Genomic DNA, 20,043 nt, shown 5'->3' with positions numbered 1-20,043 from the left:
TGGTCAGCGCTGCTTCCCCGACGATTCCGCCCGTTGTCATCACACCACGGTGCGGCACGGGTGAGCCCGTCGTCCAGGGATCGATCGTCCCTGGACGAGCGGGCACCGCCGGCCTCCGGTCGCCGGGCGTATCCGCGGATCGTGTGTACCTGGCTTCGGCCGATCCGGAGTTCGAAGACTTGAAGCATGACCGAACGAACAGACACACCGACCGGCCACTGGATCGACGGCGAGGTCACGCCCGCCGGATCCGCCGAGACAATCGAAGTCGTGAATCCGGCGAATGGGGAGGTCGTCGCCGAGACCCCTGCGGGCACGCCCGCGGACGTGGACCGTGCCGTCGCCGCCGCGCGGGCCGCCTTTCCCGGCTGGGCCGCGACGGCCCCGGCCGACCGCGCCGCCGTCGTACGGCGCATCGCCGACGGCCTGCAGGCCCGGGTCGAGGAGATCGCCCGTGTGATCACCGCCGAGATGGGCGCCCCGCTCACCCTGTCCCGGGCCGCCCAGGCCGGCTTCCCGATCCTCGTCGCGCGGTCCTTCGCCGACCTCGCCGCGGACTTCGCCTGGACCGAGGAGGCCGGGAACTCACTGATCGTCCATGAGCCGATCGGAGTGGTCGGCGCGATCACCCCATGGAACTTCCCGCTCCAGCAGATCATGTCCAAGGTGGCGCCCGCTCTGATCGCGGGTGACACCGTGGTGCTCAAGCCGTCGGAGGCGGCGCCGCTGACGGCGCGGATCCTCGCCGAGGTCACCGCCGAGGCGGGCCTGCCGCCGGGGGTCTTCAACGTCGTGTACGGCACCGGTCCGGTCGTCGGCGAGGCGATGTCCGCGCACCCGGACATCGACATGATCTCCTTCACCGGTTCCACCCGGGCCGGCCGGCGGATCTCCGCGGTCGCCGCCGAGACGGTGAAGCGGGTGGCGCTCGAACTCGGCGGCAAGGGCGCCCTCGTGATCCTGGACGACGCGGACCTGCCCGAGGCGGTCGAGGTCGGACTGAAGCGGGTGTTCGTCAACGGCGGCCAGGTCTGCGGCGCGTGGCCGCGGATGCTCGTTCCGCGGGCGCGGCACGACGAGATCGTGGCACTGGCGGTCGCGGCCGCCGCGCGGTACACCGTGGGCGATCCGAACGACGAGACCACCGGGGTCGGCCCGCTGGCCTCCGAGGCACACCGGCAGAAGGTCGAGGGCTACATCGAACGCGGCATCGCCGACGGCGCGAAGCCTGTGTTCGGCGGCCCGGGACGGCCGGAGGGCCGGGAGAAGGGCGCCTACGTACGGCCGACGATCTTCACCGGCGTCGACCCTGACTCCGCGATCGCGCAGGAGGAGATCTTCGGCCCGGTGCTGACGATCATCCCGTACCGGGACGAGGACGAGGCCGTCGAGATCGCCAACAACACGATGTACGGACTCACCGGTGGCATCTTCGGCGAACCCGGGCACGCGCTGGAGGTCGCCCGGCGGCTACGCGCCGGTCAGGTCGACGTCAACGGTGGCGAGTGGAACCCGCTGGCCCCGTTCGGCGGCTACAAGCAGTCCGGCAACGGCCGGGAGTTCGGCCGGCTCGGCCTTGAGGAGTTCCTGGAGACGAAGTCGATCCAGCGCTGACGGCCCGGCCGCGCCCCGGAGGCCCGCCCGAGCGGGCGATGGTTCCGGGGCGCGGCCGGCCGGTACGTACGGAGGCCGAACAGCGTGCCGTCAGAACAGGGCCATTCCCGGGCCCCTGCCGAGACGGACACGCCCCGCAGCCTCGAAGAAGGCGGCGGAGTGGTTGGCGTGCTGAAGCGCCACCATGCCGTCCTGGAACAGCCGCTCGACCGGGCTCCCATGGTAGAGCGAGGACGAGCTGCCCAGCTCGTACATGGCGGCCAGCGCTTCGCGGCTCACCTGGGCGCCGTGGCTCATGGCGGCCCGCAGAGCGGCTCGTTGCTCCAGCGTGACGGCCTCGCCGTTCGCCCCGACCTCGTCCATGGCCTCCGCGGCGGAAAGGAGAAGGAGCCTGGCGGCCCGAAGACTCGCTTCCGTCCGGGCGATGACCGCCTGGGCGTGTGCACCGTCGGCGAGTACGCCCCCGGTGAGCGTCTTCTTGGACCGCGCCAGTTCGACGGTCTCGTCGATCGCGGCCTGCGCCACGCCGAGGACGATCGCCGTACATCCCGGGAACACCAGAGCGGGAATGAAGCCCTGGTAAAGCGGCCGCCGGATGCGGGCCGGCACGTCGATGCGCGCCACCAGCTCGTCCGGAACCAGGGCGTCGTCGACGAGAACATCGTTGCTGCCGGAGCCGCGCAGGCCACTGACGTGCCAGGTGTCCTTCACCGATAGCTGGTCCCGGTGAAGGACGAACAACCGCACATCCGGGGTGCCGGCCTCCGTGATGCGCGGCGCACCGTCGTCGGTGATGACGGCGGCGACGACGAGCCAGTCCGCGCCGTTGATCCCGCTGACGAGTCTCCAGCCACCCGAAACGCGGTATCCGCCGCTGACGGTGACCGCGGTCCCGGGCATGCCGGAGTTCGCGAAGACCGGCTCGGAGCCCGCGTTCCAGAGCCGGGCGACGCCGGGTTCCTCCAGCAGCGCGCCGAGGAAACCCCAGTTGGCGTTCCACACGATCCAGGCCACCGACGCGTCCAGGCGCCCGAACCGTTCGTACACCTCCAGAACGGTCCTCAGCGGGACCTCGAACCCTCCGAGCTCCCTCGGCGTGAGCAGGCGAAACGCCCCCGCGTCGCGAAGCTCGGCGAGCAATGTCGCCGGGACGTCACGCGTGGCGTCCATCTCGTCGGCAGCCGCCTTGATCGAGGCTTCGAGCCGTGCGGGAAGGCGCAGGGGGCCGGCCGCACGCGCGCCCGCGTCAGTCACCCGCGTTCCCGTGCCGTTGGTCGTTCTCCAGACCCTCGACCGCGCCGAGCAGGTCCCGCAGGATGGTCCGCTCGCGCTCGGCGTCCACCGGGTCGTACAGCCACGCGCTGACCGGCAGGTCGGCCTCCTGTTCCGGGCCGTTGGACTCGGTCAGGACGAGCTCCTCCCTGACCTCGATCTCCAGCTCGTGCATCGAGCCGTCGTCGCCAGGCGTGCTCATGAACGTCCTTCCGGTCGAGGGGCGCGGCGGTCCGCGCGCTGGGCGAGTTCCTCGTCGTCCACCACGGTGAGCATCGGCTTGCCGGGCTCGCAGAGCATCGTGACGGTGAAGCGGACCGGGCCGTCGTCGCGGTTGTTGCCGTCCTGGTAGTGGATGACGTCACCGCCCGGCTCCCAGAACACCTCGCCCGCGCGCACGACCCGCTCCGGCTCGCCCTCGAGCTCGAACCGCATCTCCCCCTCCAGGACGTACCCGAAGGCCGGGCCGGAGTGGCGGTGGGGCGGCGCGCCGGGGTCGCCGGGCGGGTACTCGACGACCACGGTCATCGCGTGCGCTCCGGCGGGGATGAAGGGTGGTGAGACCTCCTGCAGCGTGGTGAGAGCCGTCTGCCACGCGTTCGATCTGTTCTGCCGTGTGCTGTCCGACATCAGCGTGCCTCCACTACGTTATTCGGCGGCGGGAACGCGGCCGGGCCAGTCGCGGTACCGGATCTCGCCCAGAGGCGCGTCATCGCCGGGCACCAGGGAACGCTCCTTCAGCTCGGTGCCGAAGTAGCGGGCGTGCGGGTCGGTGACCACCTCGCGCGGGTCGTTCCAGGCCGCGAGGGCGTCCCGGAAGAACTCATCCATCCGGAACCGCTCCGGCCCGCCGACCTCCACCCGGCCATTCACCGGCTCGCCCAGCGCGGCCTTGCCGACCGCCCGGGCCACGTCCTCACCCGCGATGGGCTGGAAGGACACCGGCGCCATCCGCACCGTGTCACCCTCGGTGGCCGAGTCCGCGATACCCCGTACGAACTCGAAGAACTGCGTCGCCTGCACGATCGTGTACGGGATCGACGAGTCCTCGATCAGCCGGTGCTGGGCGACCTTGGCCCGGAGGTACCCGCTGTCGGGAAGGTCCTCGGCCCCCACCACCGACAGTGCCACATGGTGCCCCACGCCCGCCGCCGCCTCGGCCGCCAGCAGGTTCCGGGTCGAGGTCTGGAAGAACTCCAGCACCGGGCCGTCCTCGAACGACGGGGAGTTGGACAGATCAACCACGACCGACGCACCGGTCATGACCTCGGCGAGCCCCTCGCCGGTGAGCGTGTTGACGCCGGTACTCGGCGCCGCCGCCACCGCCTCATGCCCCCGCTCACGCAGGCCCGCCACGACCTTGGACCCGATGAGACCGGTGCCGCCGATGATCACGAACTTCATGAAACGCCTCCCTGGACGCCGGGAAGCACCACTTGCCCCCGGTCACCAGCTAAGACCACACGGCCCCCGGATCTGTGACAGCCCCCCGCGACATTCACGACTCCCCTGCCCGGTCGGCCGGTGCCGGTGCCACGACGGCGGCGCGTTCAAAGGCCCAGGTATATCCGGCGGACGCGGACGTCGTCGCGCAGCTCGGCGGAGGTGCCGGTCATGACGACCTCGCCGTTCTCCATGACCAGGCAGTCGCTCGTCGCCTCGAAGGTGAGCTTGGCGTTCTGCTCCACCAGCAGCAGGCTCAGGCCCTCCTCGCCCAGCCGGCGCAGCACCGCCAGGATGTCCTCGACGAGCTTGGGCGACAGCCCCATCGACGGCTCGTCGAGGAGCAGCAGCCTCGGCTCGGTCATGAGCGCGCGGCCCACCGCCAGCATCTGCTGCTGGCCGCCCGACAGCGCGCCCGCGAGCCGGCCGCGCATCTCCCGCAGCACCGGGAACAGCTCGTACACCTCACCGAGGGCTCGCCGGGTCCGTTCGGATCGCCACGGGCGGGTGTACGCCCCGAGCAGCAGGTTCCTCTCGACCGTCAGGCCGGCGAAGACGTGCCGGCCCTCGGGGACGTACCCGATGCCGTGGCGGACCACGTCCCGCGGCCGCACCGCGGTCAGGTCGGTGTCGCCGAACCGGATCCGCCCGCTGCGCGGCACCAGGCCCATCAGCGCCTTCAGCGTCGAGGTCTTCCCCGCTCCGTTGGCGCCGATGATGCCGACCGCCTGGCCGGGGGCCACGGTGAAGTCGATCGACCGGACCGCGCGGACGCCGCCGTAGTGCACCGACAGCCCCTCCACGGCGAGCGTGCCGCCCGCCGTCGTGGCCTGGGCCGGTGCGGTCCCGGGCTCGTTCACTGCGTCACCTCCGGCAGGGGCAGGTCGGCCATTGCCGAGTCTCCGAGATAGGCCTCGATCACCTTGGGGTCGCCGACCACCTCGGCCGGGGTGCCCTCGGCGATGACCGAGCCGCCGGCCAGCACCGTCACGCGTTCGCACAGCGACATGACCAGGCCCATGTTGTGCTCGATGAGCACGACCGTGACACCGCTGTCGCGGATGGAGCGGACGATCTCGGCGAGCTGCCGCACCTCCTCACCGTTGAGTCCGGCGGCCGGCTCGTCCAGCAGCAGGAGCCGCGGCGACCCCGCCATGGCGCGGGCGATCTCGATCCGGCGCTGGATCCCGTACGGCAGGGAGCTCGGCCGCATCGCGGCGAACTCGGTCAGCCCGAAGCGGGCCAGCAGCCCGTCGGCCGCATGATCGAGCCGGCGTTCCCGCCGCCAGATGGCGACCGGCCACAGGACGTACCGCCAGATCGCCCGCGTCCGCGTCCGGTCCAGCGCGACCAGCACGTTGTCCTTGACCGTCAGGTCGGTGAACAGCCGCAGGTTCTGGAAGGTGCGGGCCAGGCCGAGCAGGGACAGCCGGTACGGGCGGGCGCCGGACACGGGCCGCCCGGCCAGGGCGACCTGCCCGGCCGAGGCGCGGTAGAACCCGCTGACCACGTTGAACAGCGTCGTCTTGCCCGAGCCGTTGGGCCCGACGATGCCCCGGATCTCGCCGCGGCGCACGGTCAGCGACACCCCGTCCAGGGCCCTCAGCCCCCGGAACCGCTTGCCGACCTCGCGGACCTCCAGGATCGGTGTCCCGTCGTCCTCCTCCGTCTCACCGGCCGGCTCGTACGGCTCGAACGGCCGCAGCGCCGCGCGTACGGCCGAGCCCCGCCGCCGGGCCCGCACTCCGCGCAGCCGCGCCGGGATCCCGGCCAGGCCGGTGGGCGCGAAGACGACCATGCCGACCACGACGACGCCGAAGCCCAGCTGGGCGTACGTGGGGTGGTCCACGAGCTGCTCGCGGATGAGCGACAGGCCGACGGCGCCGATGACGCAGCCGACCAGGCTCTGCCGCCCGCCGATGACGACCATCGCCAGCAGCAGGAACATGTTGGCGATGCTGAAGGTGTCGGGCGCGACGAAGCGGACCAGACCCGCGTACAGCACGCCCGCCACTCCCCCGTACACGCTGGCGAGCAGGAACGCGGTCATCCGCAGCAGCGGGATCTGCGCGCCGACCGCTCCGGCGGCCAGCGGGTCGTCGCGCATCGCCCGCATCCGGCGGCCGAGCGAGGTGCGGACCACGAACAGGCCGAACGCCAGTGCGACCGCGAACACCACCACTTCCAGGTAGTAGTAGAGGTACTCGCTCGACAGGTCGACGCCGAACAGCGGTGGCACCGGGATCGCGGAGATGCCGTCCGCGCCGCCGGCCGGCTCGGCGTTGGTGGTCCAGTTGATGAAGCCGAGGGCCAGGCCGAGCGTGACGATGCCCAGGTAGTGCGACTGCATGCGCAGCGCCGGGACGGCGACGAGCAGGCCGATCAGCGCGGTCGCGAGCACGGCGAGCACCGCGGCCGGCCAGAACCCCAGACCGTTCCGCGTGGTCAGGATCGCCGTCGCGTACGCGCCCACGCCGAAGAAGGCGATCTGCGCCAGGTTGATCTGGCCGGCGATGCCCATGGCCAGACCCATCCCGACCGCCAGCAGCGCGAAGACCAGCGCGATGTCGACGACGTGGATGGCGTAGCCGCCCAGCCCGTACGGCAGGGCCCAGGCCACCACCGCGAGCGCCACGAGGCCCGCCGGGCGGATGAGACGTCGGTGCGGAAGGCTCATGCGCGGCTCACCGTCGTCTCGCCGAACAGGCCGGTCGGGCGGATCATGATGATCGCGGTGAAGACGAGGAACACCACCAGCTCGGAGTAGCCCTGGAAGTGCCCGGCGGCATAGGAGTCCAGGACGCCGATGGCCAGGCCGCCGACGACGGCGCCGGGGATGTTGCCGCAGCCGCCGAGCATGGCCGCGGCGAATCCCTTGATGCCGAGCGTGCCGCCCATCGTCGGGTTCACGTACAGCATCGGGCCGACCAGGCCGCCGGCGAGCGCCGCCAGCCCGGCGCCGATCGCGAACGCGATCGCGTTGCTGCGCCCGACGTGGATGCCGACCGCGGTGGCCGCCTCGTGGTCCATCGCGACCGCCTGCATCGCGGCCCCGCGCTTGGTGCGCTGCAGGAAGGCCACGAGCAGCACGACGGCGACCGCGGCGACGCCCACCACCACCAGGTCATAGGTGCGGATCCGCAGCCCGAGCACCTGCAGCGGCGCCGCCTTGACCGGCGAGGGGACGGCCCGCCCGGTCGCACCCCAGATGAGGATGGCGACCGCCTGCAGGACCATGCCGAAGCCGATCGTGCCGATCAGCATCAGGGTGACGTCCTTGTTCTCCAGCGGACGCAGCACCCGTTCGATGACGAGCCCGATGAGGCCGGTGACGGCGATCGCCGCCACCATGGCGACCGCGAACGGCAGCCGGGTGGAGGTGTAGAACGTCGACGCGGTGTACGCCCCGATCATCAGGACGTCGGCGTGCGCGAAGTTGACCAGCCCCATGGTCCGGTAGACCAGGGAGAACCCCATGGCGACCAGCGCGTAGACGGCACCGAGGCTGAGCCCGCCGATCAGCGTCTGAAGGAAGACCTGCATGGTTCGTCAGCCCTCGGCCTTGACCAGGTTCCCCTTCTTGATGACCCCGATGGAGGTGGCGGAGATGCCCACCCCGGTCTGGTCGAAGGCGAAGTCACCCATCAGGCCCTGGTACTTCACCGCCCGGATCGCGTCGGCGAGCTTCCTGCCGGTCGCGACGTTCGAGTTCTTCAACGCGGTCAGCAGGATCTGCGCGCCGTCGTAGGCCTTCGCGCCGTGCAACTCGGCCTCCTCTCCGTAGGCCGCCTGGTAGGCGGCGGCGAACTTCTTCGTGGCGTCGCTCGTGTCGTTGCTGAGGTACGGCGAGCTGACGATGGTGCCCTCGACGTTGGCGACGCCCGCCGTGTCGCGGAACACCGGCGTGCCCTGCGGCGCGGCCCCCGCGAAGGGCGCGGTGACGCCCAGGTCCCGCGCCTGCTTGACGATCAGGCCGGACTCGACCTCCTCCGAGCCGATGAAGACCACCTGCGGCCGCTTCTGGCGGATCTTGGTGAGCTGCGCGCTGAAGTCCTTCTGGTCGGTCGTGACGACCTCGTCGGCCACCGGCGTGATCCCCCGCGTGGACAGCGCCTTGAGGAACGCGTCGTGCTCGCCCTTGCCGTACGCGCCGTTGTTGCTGATCATCGCGATCTTCTTCAGCTTCTTACCGTCGACGAGGTACTTGGCGAGCGTCTCGTCGTACGTCGTGCTGGTCGGCCCGTTGAGGAACAGGAAGGGGCTCTTCAGCGCCACCATCCCCGGCGACTGGCCCGAGGCGATGTTGGGGATCTCGGCCTGACGGAGCGTGGGGGCCATCGCGATCGTGACGGCGCTCTCGGCCGTGCCGAGCATGGCGATGTACTTCTGACTGTCGATCTTGCGGGCCAGGGTGGTGCCCACCGTGGGGTCGCCCTGGTCGTCGAAGACGTCGAGCCGGATCTTGCGGCCGCCGATGCCGCCGGCCCTGTTCCACTCGTCGACGGCGAGCTTGGCGCCCTTGTACTCCCACTTGCCGAGCGAGCTCAGCTGCCCGCTCTGGGCGTCGATGACTGCGATCTTGATGGGACCGGATCCGCTGGAGCCGGAGTCCTTGGACTCGCCGGGGGCCGCGCAGCCTCCGGCGAGGACGGCGGCCATGGCCACGGCGGCGAACGCGCGAGGACCGATCCTGGTCGGACCGACACGATGGGACATGGGGGTCACCTCTGTGGTGGGGGTTGGAGGGTCAGGCTCCACGGGGTAGTTCCGGCCGATCTCGGCGGGATCGACGTCCGCAGCGGGCAGGGCGGGCGCCGAGGCCGGCAGCGGATGGGCCGCACCGGGCGGGAGAACCGGTCCATCGGCACGTTGAGCAGCACGGCGCCGGGGCGGCCGGCTCCAGCCGGCCGACGAGGGCCTGCGCCGCCGGCACGCGCGCGGCGCCATCGGAGGGGCGGCCCATGGCCGACCGGGTCTCCACGGTCATGAATCCTCCGTGCGGGACAGGCTGATCCAGGATTTGCCGGGCACATCGGACGCCTGCGCGAAGGCGGCCGGGGCGTCGGTGAACTCGAACCGGGCGCGCAGCACGCGTCCCGGGTGCAGGTCGTTGTCGCGCAGCAGTGCGATCGTGTGGGCGAAGTCGCCGGGGTGGTCGTAGATGAGGCGGCCCCGCAGGGTGAGCCGCCGCTGTACCAGCGTGAACGTGGACAGCCGCGCGGGCCGGCTGCTCTGCCCGACCACGATGAGACTGCCGCCGTCGGCGACGCGGTCCACCGTGGCCTCGAACGCATCGGGGACGCCGGAGGTCTCGATCGCGACCGGGAACCTCGTGCCATCGGCCGCGGTCTCGGCACCGACCTCGATCGCGAGCGCCCGGCGGCCTTCGTGCGGTTCGACGACGTACGGCACCCCGCCGGCCTGCCGGACCGCCAGGCACACGAGAAGTCCCTGCGCCCCGGCGCCGACGACGAGGCAGGGATCGCCCGCTCGCAGGCCACTGGCCTGGACCGCGCCGACCGCGACGGTGAGCGGTTCGACGCAGACGACGTCGGCGTCGTCCCACGAGCCGGGTACGGGCCAGGCGAACCGGGCCGGGACCGCGACGCGCTCGGCCAGCAGGCCGTGCTCGGAGATGCCGGCCGCACGACGCGCCCGGCAGCCCGACGTGACGCCGGCGCGGCAGGGCCCGCAGGCCAGACAGGGATAGTTCGGCTCCACCACCACGCGCTGACCCGGACGCCGGTCGCTGACCTCCCGGCCGGTGGAGACGATGACGCCGAACGCCTCGTGGCCGAGCACCCAGGGCAGGGCGGGCACCGGGCGGTGGCCCGCGACCACGGCCAGGTCGGATCCGCACAGCCCGACGCCGTGCACGGCGACGACGACCTCGCCCGGCCCGCAGACCGGTTCGGGCCAGTCGTCCACGACGGCCACGGTGTCCGGGGAGACCAGGGCGACGGCCCTCACACGCGCTCACCCCAGAGGGAGGTGTCCTCGCACACGATCGTGGCCGCGTCGCCGCCCAGCTCCAGCACGAGCCGCCCGGCCCCCGCGGCCCGGGCGACGGCGTCGCCGGTCTCCGCGCTGCCGGCGAAGCTGATGACGCCGACCTCCTCAGCGGCGCGGACGGCGGCGTCGGCGGGGCGGGCCACGGGCGCCCGGCCGACCGGGCGGCGCAGGTGCGGTCCGGCCCGTTCGGTCTGCGGCCCCTCACCACCCCACTCCCCGGCCACCGGCGCAGCGGCCTGCGCGAGATCGTCTCCGGCCTTGAGGAGTGTCTGCGGCATCGAGCCTCCCGGACCACTGAACGGTCGTGTCAGACCACTGCGCGGACGGCCGCGCCACGGCAGGCCTCTCGGGCCGGCCCCGGCGACGGTCGCCGCCTCGGCACCGACGGACCCCGCGCCCATCGGTCCCGACTGCGACTGGCGGATGGTTCTCAATGTTCGAACTAGTGAGTTAGTTATAGGGGAAGTGTCAGGCCTAGGGAAGGCCCAATCCATCCTTACGAGGACGACCGCTGGTCAGTCTTTCCGGACCGCTTGACGGACGAGGCGTCCCGCCTTCGCGGGGCCCGGATCACTCCGGGCGCACGCCCGCCCCGGTGAGGTAGGCGACGATCATCTCGCCGACCATGGTCCGGTGCCGCTCCCGGTGTTCCGGCGCGGTCAGATCCCGTCCGAAGAGCGCGCCGAAGGTGTGCTGGTTGGCGATGCGGAAGAAGCAGAACGAGCTGATCATCATGTGCACGTCGACGGCGTCGGCGGGAGCGGCGAAGTCGCCGTCGGCCCGGCCGGCGTCCAGGATGCGCGAGATCAGGTCGGTCACCGGCGTGCCGAGGTTCACCAGCGTCTGGGACCGCCGCAGGTGTTCGGCGCGGTGGATGTTCTCGATGCTCACCAGCTTGATGAAGTCCTGGTGCGCGTCGTGGTGGTCGAAGGTCAGCTCGGCCAGCGTACGGATCGCCTCCACGGGGGCGAGGTGTTCGACGTCGATGGTCGACTCCGCGGCGCGGACCTCGGCGTAGGCCTTCTCGAGAACGGCGATGTACAGGTTCTCCTTGCCGCCGAAGTAGTAGTAGATCATCCGCTTGGTCGTCCGCGTGAGGGCGGCGATCTCATCCACCCGGGCACCGGCATATCCCTGCCGGGCGAACTCGCGGTGGGCGACTTCGAGGATCTCGGCCCTGGTGCGGTCGGCGTCGCGGCGGCGTTCCTCCGAGGCGGCGGTGGCGGGCTGCGAGGACATGTGACTCCACGGGGGACGAGATGGGTCTTCACCTGCGGTACACGATTCTCCCTCTCGCCGGGGAACCGCCGTACCGATGTGTCCCGGCTCAGTTCGAGCCGGCGTGCTGGGCGGCCAGCCGGATGGGCGCGTTGACCGCTCCGTACCCTCGGTAGCCCCCGACGCGCTGCACGATCTCGAAGAAGACGTGCCCGGTGGTCCTCGTGTAGAGGTGGAGGAACTCACCGTGGTCGTCGCGGTCGTACAGCAGGCCGAGCTCGCGGAGGGTGCGGTGCCGCTCGTCGCCCAGGTCGTGCCGGGCTTCGAGGTCGTCGTAGTAGTTGGCGGGGATGGGCAGCAGCAGGTCGCCGACCGCGCGCAGCCGCCGCGCGGTGGCCACGATGTCCCGGCTGCCCAGCGCGACGTGCTGCCAGGGGATCTGCGGCGCACCCGGCTGCGAACCGACGTACGCCACGTTCAGCGCTATGCGTACGGAGCCGTCCGGGTCGGCCACCGCCCGGCTGCGGAGCAGGCCGTACGGGTCGGCGAGCTCCAGGCTCTCGTCGGGCCGCAGCCCCAGCACACTGCGGTAGAACAGCGACGCCTCGTCGAAGTAGTGCCATGGCTGGGTGAGCGCCACATGGTCGATGTGGGTGATCCCGGCGGACGGCACCGGGTCGCTCGGCACCTCGGTGAAGTCATCGGTCCAGCTCGGATGGTCCGGCCGCGCCGTACGGCAGAAGAACAGCTCGGTGCCGTCCGGCGCCGCGATCGCGTCCAGGGGCGCCTCGCGTGGGCCGCGGCGCCGCGGCAGGACCGGCGCGAGCAGCGACTCCGCGCGCTTGACCGCGCCCGCGGGATCGGGCGTCTCCAGGCCGACCGCGGCCAGCGCGGGACCGGTCGCGCTGGCCGGGTCGCCGGTGTTCAGCAGGATGCGGGCCTGCTCCTGCTCCCAGAGCTCGACCGGTTTGGTGGGGTGGCCGCCGGTACGGGCGAACCCGAGCGCGGTGAGGAGCCCGCTCAGCCGCCCGGTGTCGGGCGTGGCCAGCTCCGCGAACGCGAAGCCGGTCGGCACGACCGGAGCAGGCGGCGGGACGAGGCCGGCCGCCCGCGGCCCGAGGCGCTCGGAGACGGACTCCTCCAGTGCGACCAGGGAACGCATGGCGTCACGAGCGGTACGGCCGGCGTCGGCCTGGCGGAAGACGTCGTTGAAGACCTCCAGCGACAGGGGTCCCCGGTAGCCGGCCCGCAGGACGTGGCCTACCAGGCCGGCCACGTCGAAGGCGCCCTGCCCGGGGAAACAGCGGTAGTGGCGGCTCCACTGCAGGACGTCCATGGACAGGTGCGGTGCGTCGGCGAGCTGAAGGAAGAAGATCTTCTCCGCCGGGATCTCCTCGATGCCGGCGGGGTCCGAGCCTCGCGACAGGATGTGGAAGCTGTCCAGGCAGAGGCCCAGGGCCGGGTGGTCGGCCAGCTCCACGATCCGCCAGGCGTGCCGGTAGTCGCCGACCTGCCGGCCCCACGCGAGGGCTTCGTAGGCGACGCGGATGCCGTGCCCGGCGGCCCGGCCGGCGAGGAGACGCAGCTGTTCCGCGGCGAGCAAGTCGTCGGCGATCGCGGCGGGCGAGACGTTCGAGCACACCAGGAGCAGGTCCGCGCCGAGGCGTTCCATCACCGCGAACTTGTGCTCGGCGCGGCGCAGGTTGCCGCCGAGGACGTCGTCCGGCACCGCCTCGAAGTCCCGGAACGGCTGGAACAGGTCGATGCCCAGACCGAGGTCGGCCGCTCTGGCCCGTATCTCCTCGGGCGCCAGCGGGCTGGAGAGCAGATCGGGCTCGAAGATCTCCACACCGTCGAACCCGGCATCGGCGGCGGCGGTGAGCTTGCCGGCCAGCGGCCCGCTGAGCGACACCGTGGCGATGGATTTGCGCATGCCCGCTCCTCCGCGGCGCCCGCGTCTCTGTCCGTGTCCAATGTACGGACTAGTACGTTATATCACCGCTCGCGGCTACGGCCATGCGATGACCACGACCCGGCCGGGTCCAGGGCGGCGCCCTGGACGTCATCGGCGCGACGGTCTCATCACGGCGATCATCGCGCCGATGTCGTCTCCCAGCCGAGGGTCGTCGGCGATTCTGTTGGGTCGGTGAAGCCGCAGGCGACGCAGCCGTGGACGATCACCGGGCCCTCGTCGCTGGACGTGGCCGAGGACCCGGCGACCATGTGGACGCGGTGACACTCATCCGCGTCCGCGTCTCTCATGAGGTCAGCGAGAAGTTCTTGAGCTTGTCCGCGTTGTCGGCGTTGATGAGGACGCAGTCGACCGACTGCTTCTCCGGCTGGCCGGTGGAGCCCGACTTGATGTACTTGTCGGCCTGGTCGACGGCCATCTGGGAGATCTTCGCCGCCGGCTGCAGGACGGTGGCCTTGATGCCGCCCTTGAGGATGGACGCGGCCACGTCCGGGCTGCCGTCGAGGCCGGTGACGATCACGTTGGTCTTCTTGGCGGCCTGCAGCGCCGACCACGCGCCCAGCGCCATGGTGTCGTTGCCCGCGATGATGCCCTTGACGTGGGGGTGGGCCTGCAGCATGGTCTGCACCTTCTGCAGCGCCTCGGTCTGGTCCCAGTTGGCGCTCTGCTGGGCGACCATCTTCATCTTGGGGAACTGGTCCAGGACCGAGTGGTAACCCTTGGAGCGCACACCGGCGTTGGTGTCCGTCTCCTTGCCGGTCAGCTCGAAGTACTCCCCCGACTGGCCCATGTCCTTGGCGAACTCCTGCGCGCCGAGCGTGGCGCCCTGGGAGTTGTTGGCGACGATCTGCGCCTTGGCGACTCCGGTCGAGTTGATCTCCCGGTCGATGAGGAAGCTGGGGATCTTGGCGTTGTTGGCCTTCTGCAGCGCGGTGACGGTGACGTCCGCGCCCGCGTTGTCGAGGATGATGGCCGCGGCCTTGCGGGAGATCGCCGTGTCGATCTCCTGGCTCTGCTTGGTCGGGTCGTCGTCGTGGCTCAGCACCAGCGTGGTGTAGCCGAGCTTCTTGGCCTCGGCGTCGGCGGCCTGCTGTTCGGCCTTGAAGAACACGTTGTCCGGCGACGGCGTGATGATCACGATCAGCTTGGATCCGCCCGCGGCCGCGGTTCCACCGCCGGAGGAGGACTTCGAGTCGTCGCCGCAGGCGCTCAGGGTGAGTGCGGCGGCGACGGTGACGGCGGCGAAGCCGATGATGGGGTTACGGCTAGAGGGACGACGCACGGCCGGTCTTCCTTTCGGGCGGAGATACTCCAGGCAGGGAATGGGGCTTTCAGGGGTGCGGCACGGGCCGCTAGGTGGTCATACGGGTCTTGACGCGTTCCTGCGTCTGCTCCATGACGACGGCCAGCACGATGACGGTCCCCTTGACGACGAGCTGCCAGAAGCTGGAGACGCCGACCAGGACGAGGCCGTCGCTGAGGAACCCGATGACGAGCGCGCCGACGATCGTGCCGATGATGGTGCCCTTGCCGCCCGTCAGGGACGTCCCGCCCAGCACCGCCGCGGCGATGGCGTTGAGCTCGTAGGTCGTCGCGGTGTCGGGGTAGGCGGCGCCGAGCTCGGAGGTGAGCACCAGCCCGGCCAGCGCGGCGCACGCCCCCGAGATGACGTACGTCGCGATCTTCACGCGTGAGGTGCGGATGCCGGCCAGCTCGGCGGCGCGTTCGTTGCCGCCGACCGCGTAGATGCGGCGGCCGAACGGCGTACGCGTGGTGACGATGATCGCCACCACCGCGACCAGCACCATGATCCAGATCGCGACGGGCACGCCGAGCCAGCTCTTGATGCCGAGGGTGGAGAAACCGGTGTTGTGCCGTGCGGGTGTCCCGGCGAGGTTGGGGTAGGTGGCGCCGTTGCTCCGCAGGTCGGCCAGGCCGCGGGCGGCGTACAGGACGCCGAGGGTGGCGATGAAGGGTGCCACCTTGAGCTTGGTGACCAGCAGACCGTTGATCGCTCCGACCACGGCACCGACCAGGACGGCGATGACGATCACCATGATGGCGGAGAACCACAGGGTGTCCCCGCCGGGCAGTTTCAGGCCCTCGTACAGCAGCCCACCCGCGATCATCCCGGCCAGGCCGGCGACGGAGCCGACCGACAGGTCGATGCCGCCGGTGAGGATGACGAAGGTGACGCCGATGGCCATCAGCCCGGTGATGGACACGTGCTTGCTCATCAGCAGCAGGTTGCTCGTGGTCAGATAGTCGCCGGAGATCAGGCTGAACATGATCACCAGGACGATCAGGACGATGAGCGTGCGGCCCCGCAGGAAGAGCATCGCCAGTTGCGCGCCACGGCCCGCTCGCGACGCCGGCGCGGCCGTCTCGGCGGGTGCGCTGTCGGTGACGTCGTGTTCAGCGCTGGTGCTCATGAGCCCTCCTTCGCCCCGCCCCACGAAAACGCTCCGCAGGCTCGCGTTTCCGCGGGAACCCCGGGAAGGGGGGAGAGACCATGGGCGCTGTGTCATCGATTCGCTCACTACGTTCGCTCATGGGTTCACCTTCATGACGGTCGTGGAGGCGGAGGCGCCGACGAGCCGTTCCTCGGTCGCTTCGGCGCGGGGCAGGTCGGCGGTGATGCGGCCACGGGCCATGACGAGGATCCGGTCGGACATGCCCATCACCTCGGCCAGTTCCGAGCTGACGAACAGCACGCCCAGACCGTTGTCGGCCAGGCCGCTCATGATGCGGAAGATCTCGGTCTTGGCGCCGACGTCGATGCCGCGGGTGGGCTCGTCCAGCAGCAGGACCTTGGGATCGGTCAGCAGCGCGCGGGCCAGCACCACTTTCTGCTGGTTGCCACCGCTGAGCTGGGTGACCTGGGCGTCGACCCCCGGCACCTTGATCTGCAGATCCTTGACCTGCTCCGTGGCGACCCGCCGCTCACGCGCCGGGGACAGGAACAGGTGCCGGGTGAGCCTGCTCAGGGTGGACAACAGCACGTTCGCGCGGACCGACAGCGGCTGGACGAGGCCGTCGCGTTGCCGGTCTTCGGGGACCAGCGCGAGGCCGAGCGCCAGCCGGCCGGAGACCCGGTCGTCGCCGGCCTGCCCGCCGTCCACCCGGATCGCGGTGGCGGTGTGGCGGCGCAGGCCCATCAGGGCCTCCATCAGCTCGGTCCGCCCGGCGCCCATGAGCCCGTAGATGCCGACGATCTCTCCGGCCTTGACGTGGAAGCTGACGTCGTCGACCAGCGGCGTCGGGTTGCCCGGGACCGTCAGACCCTCGACCTCCAGCAGTACGCCTTCGGCCTCGCTCTCCGGGCGGGTGAACAGGCTCTCCTGGGACCGGCCGACCATCTGCTGGACGATCCAGGCGGTGTCGGTCCGGCTCATCGGCGCCTCGGCCACCAGCCCGCCGTCGCGCAGGACGGTCACGTAGTCGCCGATCCGGCGGAACTCATCCAGCTTGTGGGAGATGTAGATGATCGTGACGTTCTGCGTTCGCAGGTCGTCCATCACGTCGAACAGCACGTCGACCTCGGCGTTGCTCAGCGCCGAGGTCGGCTCGTCCATGATCAGGATGCGGACGTCCTGGGACAGCACCCGGGCGATCTCCACCAGCTGCTGGGTACCGATCGGCAGGTCGCCCACGAGCGTGTCCGGGTCGATGTCCTGCCGCAGCCGGGCCAGCGCGGCCCTGGCCTGGCGGCGCTGCTCGGCGACGCTGGTCAGGTGCGCCCGGTTGTGCAGCTCACGGCCCGCGAAGATGTTGTCGGTCACGCTCAGGTTCGGAAAGAGGCTGAGCTCCTGGTGGATGATCCCGATCCCGTACGCCATGGCCTCGCGGGGGGTACGGAACTCGACCGGCTCCCCGTCCAGCAGGATCCGGCCGCTCGTGGGCTGCTCCGCACCGCTGAGGATCTTCATCAGCGTCGACTTGCCCGCGCCGTTCTCACCCACCAGCACGTTCACGGCACCGGTGCGGGCCTTGAACGTCACGCCGCGCAGCGCGCGCACCCCGCCGTAGGACTTGGAGATCTCCTCGGCCACCAGCACCGCCGGCGGTCCCTCGGCCGGGTCCGCGCCGGACGCGTCGGCGGATCCGGGCACGCCGGGGCCGTCGTTCGCGTCGCGTGTCACGAGGCCACCGCCAGCGTGATGGGAGTGATCATGACGCTGGAGGGCGCCAGGAGCTGGAACGCTCCGGTGAAGGTGACCTTCTTCCCCTTGATCGACTTCAGGTCCACGCCGCCCACGACCGTGGCCTTCACCTTGGCGTTGAGCGCGGTCGCGGCGTCGGCGTAGTCGATCTGGTTGGTGAACTGGCCGAACTTGATGAAGCCGACCGCGTCACGGATGGCCGTCCCGACGAAGGCCGGACCGACGGCCAGGTTCACATCGGTCTTTCCCACGCCCGGGACGTGCACCTGGATGCTGCCGACCGCGTTGCCGGTGCTGGTGCCGGTGACCGTGCCCGTACCCTTGACCAGGAAGGAGTACGGCGATCCGGTGCCGGCCTGCTTGCCGTAGCGGGCGCTGGCCCCCTGCTGGTCGGCGCGGAGGGCGGGGAGAAGGGTGGCGGCGTCGACCGCACCCTGCTGGGCGGCCGGAACGACCTTGGAGTTCCAGATACCGTCGGCGTACGAGGCGGCGTCGAACTTCTTCGCGCCGCCGGCGCCGGAGCCCGCGCTGCCGGGCTTCTCGACAACATAGATGCCGGGCACTCTCGAGCAGGCGGCGAGCGCGAGCACGAGCACGACGATCGGTATCACGAGTCTGCGGTTCACTGCCCCGCGCCGGACTCTCGTTGTGTGAGCCATCGCCTCGCCCTCGAGATGTGATGCATGTATATTCAGGCTCCGTTGATTATGCCGAGAAATTAACGCAGCCGAAATTCGGTGTCAACCATGCGAACGTTACGACCTGATCTCGGGCTAACCAGGTCAAAGACGGCGTTCTGCCGTCGTCGGCGGCCTTCGCGTCACCCGTGGGCCGATACGCGCCTCCGGCGCGCGGAGTACGGCCCCGCGCGCCGTGCGCCTGAGCAGCCTGGTGTGAATGGGTATTCTTTGCCCAGGCGCGGGCGCCATGGTCGAGCGTCCGCACGTGCCTGGCCCGAGGCGCGCCGGAGCATGCGGTCGATCCCTCATCACCGCAGGTCTGCGACGATGAGATACGGACGGAGGGGCGCTGGGCATGGTTGAGGGTCCCGAGGTGATGGGCCTGAGCAACGTCCCATCGGATCAGATCCGGCTGTTGACCAAGGTCGCGCGGATGTACCACGAGCGTGGCATGCGCCAGCCGCAGATCGCCGAGCAGCTCCACATCTCCCAGCCGCGGGTGTCCCGGCTGCTCAAGCGGGCGGTCGATCTCGGCATCGTGCGCACCACCGTCGTCACCCCGCGCGGCGTCCACGCCGACATCGAGGAGCAGATCGAGCAGAGCTACGGCCTCAGCGAGATCGTCGTCGTCGACACGGGCGACCACGCCGACGAGCACCAGGTGATGCGCGCACTCGGCTCGGCGGCGGCGGTCTATCTGGAGACCACGCTCATGGGCGGCGAGCGCATCGGGGTGTCATCGTGGAGTTCGACGCTGCTCGCGACCGTCGAGTCGATGAGCCCGCGGCCGACGCCGGTGGCCGACAAGGTCGTCCAGATGATCGGCGGCGTCGGGAACGTCACGGCCCAGACCCAGGCCACCCGCATCACCGGCCGGCTGGCCGCGCTGACCGGCGCGACGCCGGTGTACCTGCCCGCGCCGGGGCTGCTCGCCTCCGGCGACATGCGCCAGATGATCGTCACCGATCCCAACATCCAGTCGGCGCTGGCGGCCTGCGAAGACCTGACCATGGCGCTGGTCGGCATCGGCAGCATCGAGCCGTCTCCCCTGCTGCGCGAGAGCGGCAACGCCTTCGCCGAGAGCGAGATCCCGGATCTGCAGGCCGCCGGGGCCATCGGCGACGTGTGCATGCGCTTCTTCGATGAGCGCGGCGAGCACCTGAAGACCAAGCTCGACGAGCGGGTGCTGGGCATCGAGGCCGAGACGCTGCGCCTGGTCCCCCGCCGGGTCGGCGTCGCCGGCGGCACCCGCAAGCAGACCGCCGTACAGGCCGCGCTGCTCGGCGGCTGGGTGAACGTCCTGATCACCGACCTGCAGACGGCGCAGTGGCTGGCCGCGCCGTCGGCCCTGACCGACCTCCAAGCCGCGGACTGACCCGGCGGCGCGAGCGAGCGTACGCCGCCCGGGCGGCACCGTACACCGGCGCCCGCCGTCCATCCCTCGCCCACCTTCAACCTGCGGACCGACCCGGCGCCGCCGCGCACCGGCCCGACCTCGCCGGCCGACCCGGCGGCACCGTCCGCCCTCCCCCACCCTCAGCCCGCCGACCGGCCCGGTGGCGCGGGCCGTCGCCGCCGGTCGCGCCACCGGCCGCTCCTCGCCCCTCCCCGGCCACCGTCTCGGCGTCCCATCACCGGGTTCCGGCCCCGTCGCAGCACGTTGACACGT

The 20,043-nt window shown here is 70.9% G+C and carries 19 protein-coding genes; 2 read left to right on the top strand and 17 right to left on the bottom strand.

All coding sequences use genetic code 11. The features are described 5' to 3' along the window. Positions 1-186 precede the first annotated feature (186 nt). Positions 187-1,614, top strand: a complete 1,428-nt coding sequence (locus tag ABEA10_RS10375) for an aldehyde dehydrogenase family protein (RefSeq protein ID WP_345460809.1) — start codon at positions 187-189, stop codon at positions 1,612-1,614. A 90-nt stretch (positions 1,615-1,704) separates the two neighbouring features. Here ABEA10_RS10375 and ABEA10_RS10370 read toward each other — a convergent pair whose 3' ends face one another. From ABEA10_RS10370 to ABEA10_RS10290, 17 genes are all read right to left on the bottom strand, one after another. Beyond that, on the bottom strand, positions 1,705-2,868 hold the full coding sequence (locus ABEA10_RS10370) for an acyl-CoA dehydrogenase family protein (protein ID WP_345460806.1): 1,164 nt from the start codon (positions 2,866-2,868) through the stop codon (positions 1,705-1,707). After that, positions 2,861-3,088, bottom strand: coding sequence for a hypothetical protein (locus ABEA10_RS10365; RefSeq protein WP_345460803.1), 228 nt, complete (start codon positions 3,086-3,088; stop codon positions 2,861-2,863). Before ABEA10_RS10365 ends, ABEA10_RS10370 begins: the two co-directional genes overlap by 8 nt. Further along, on the bottom strand, positions 3,085-3,516 hold the full coding sequence (locus ABEA10_RS10360) for a cupin domain-containing protein (RefSeq protein ID WP_345460800.1): 432 nt from the start codon (positions 3,514-3,516) through the stop codon (positions 3,085-3,087). Before ABEA10_RS10360 ends, ABEA10_RS10365 begins: the two co-directional genes overlap by 4 nt. A gap of 18 nt (positions 3,517-3,534) precedes the next feature. Then, entirely contained in the window at positions 3,535-4,290 is a 756-nt protein-coding gene (locus ABEA10_RS10355; protein ID WP_345460797.1) for an SDR family oxidoreductase, read from the bottom strand. Between the two features lie 146 nt (positions 4,291-4,436). Further along, complete coding sequence (locus ABEA10_RS10350) at positions 4,437-5,189, bottom strand: ABC transporter ATP-binding protein (protein ID WP_345460794.1); 753 nt, start codon at positions 5,187-5,189, stop codon at positions 4,437-4,439. Next, positions 5,186-7,006, bottom strand: coding sequence for a branched-chain amino acid ABC transporter ATP-binding protein/permease (locus ABEA10_RS10345; protein ID WP_345460791.1), 1,821 nt, complete (start codon positions 7,004-7,006; stop codon positions 5,186-5,188). Before ABEA10_RS10345 ends, ABEA10_RS10350 begins: the two co-directional genes overlap by 4 nt. Then, the gene (locus ABEA10_RS10340; protein ID WP_345460788.1) at positions 7,003-7,872 is read right to left on the bottom strand and encodes a branched-chain amino acid ABC transporter permease; all 870 of its coding nucleotides are present in this window, start codon (positions 7,870-7,872) and stop codon (positions 7,003-7,005) included. The genes ABEA10_RS10345 and ABEA10_RS10340 overlap by 4 nt, the downstream gene beginning before the upstream one ends. Before the next feature lie 6 nt (positions 7,873-7,878). Then, positions 7,879-9,045, bottom strand: a complete 1,167-nt coding sequence (locus tag ABEA10_RS10335; RefSeq protein ID WP_345460785.1) for an ABC transporter substrate-binding protein — start codon at positions 9,043-9,045, stop codon at positions 7,879-7,881. Between the two features lie 267 nt (positions 9,046-9,312). Further along, on the bottom strand, positions 9,313-10,299 hold the full coding sequence (locus tag ABEA10_RS10330; RefSeq protein WP_345460782.1) for a zinc-dependent alcohol dehydrogenase: 987 nt from the start codon (positions 10,297-10,299) through the stop codon (positions 9,313-9,315). Then, positions 10,296-10,619, bottom strand: a complete 324-nt coding sequence (locus ABEA10_RS10325; protein ID WP_345460779.1) for an aldehyde dehydrogenase family protein — start codon at positions 10,617-10,619, stop codon at positions 10,296-10,298. Before ABEA10_RS10325 ends, ABEA10_RS10330 begins: the two co-directional genes overlap by 4 nt. 292 nt (positions 10,620-10,911) lie before the next feature. Then, positions 10,912-11,580 (bottom strand): TetR/AcrR family transcriptional regulator, encoded by a 669-nt coding sequence (locus tag ABEA10_RS10320; RefSeq protein ID WP_345460776.1) that lies wholly within the window; start codon positions 11,578-11,580, stop codon positions 10,912-10,914. An 88-nt stretch (positions 11,581-11,668) separates the two neighbouring features. Further along, positions 11,669-13,492 carry a bifunctional sugar phosphate isomerase/epimerase/4-hydroxyphenylpyruvate dioxygenase family protein gene (locus tag ABEA10_RS10315; protein ID WP_345460773.1) on the bottom strand — a complete coding sequence of 608 codons (1,824 nt, stop codon included), beginning with the start codon at positions 13,490-13,492 and terminating at the stop codon, positions 11,669-11,671. A gap of 158 nt (positions 13,493-13,650) precedes the next feature. Beyond that, a complete protein-coding gene (locus ABEA10_RS10310) occupies positions 13,651-13,821 on the bottom strand; it encodes a hypothetical protein (protein ID WP_345460770.1) in 171 nt (56 codons plus the stop codon). Next, positions 13,818-14,813 carry a D-ribose ABC transporter substrate-binding protein gene (locus ABEA10_RS10305; protein ID WP_345460767.1) on the bottom strand — a complete coding sequence of 332 codons (996 nt, stop codon included), beginning with the start codon at positions 14,811-14,813 and terminating at the stop codon, positions 13,818-13,820. The genes ABEA10_RS10310 and ABEA10_RS10305 overlap by 4 nt, the downstream gene beginning before the upstream one ends. A 70-nt stretch (positions 14,814-14,883) precedes the next feature. Then, positions 14,884-15,963: an ABC transporter permease gene (locus ABEA10_RS10300; protein WP_345460764.1), complete on the bottom strand. Its 1,080-nt coding sequence runs from the start codon at positions 15,961-15,963 to the stop codon at positions 14,884-14,886. A 117-nt stretch (positions 15,964-16,080) separates the two neighbouring features. Next, the gene (locus ABEA10_RS10295; RefSeq protein ID WP_345460761.1) at positions 16,081-17,673 is read right to left on the bottom strand and encodes a sugar ABC transporter ATP-binding protein; all 1,593 of its coding nucleotides are present in this window, start codon (positions 17,671-17,673) and stop codon (positions 16,081-16,083) included. Next, a complete protein-coding gene (locus ABEA10_RS10290) occupies positions 17,670-18,320 on the bottom strand; it encodes a DUF2291 family protein (RefSeq protein ID WP_345460758.1) in 651 nt (216 codons plus the stop codon). Before ABEA10_RS10290 ends, ABEA10_RS10295 begins: the two co-directional genes overlap by 4 nt. Positions 18,321-18,729: 409 nt before the next feature. Here ABEA10_RS10290 and ABEA10_RS10285 point away from each other — a divergent pair, with 409 nt between their 5' ends. After that, positions 18,730-19,749, top strand: a complete 1,020-nt coding sequence (locus tag ABEA10_RS10285; RefSeq protein WP_345460755.1) for a sugar-binding transcriptional regulator — start codon at positions 18,730-18,732, stop codon at positions 19,747-19,749. The last annotated feature ends 294 nt before the right edge of the window (positions 19,750-20,043 follow it).

The sequence above is a fragment of the Actinoallomurus oryzae genome (genome assembly GCF_039541955.1).
Classification (GTDB): domain Bacteria; phylum Actinomycetota; class Actinomycetes; order Streptosporangiales; family Streptosporangiaceae; genus Actinoallomurus; species Actinoallomurus oryzae.
This window is presented reverse-complemented; position numbering and strand designations above follow the sequence as displayed.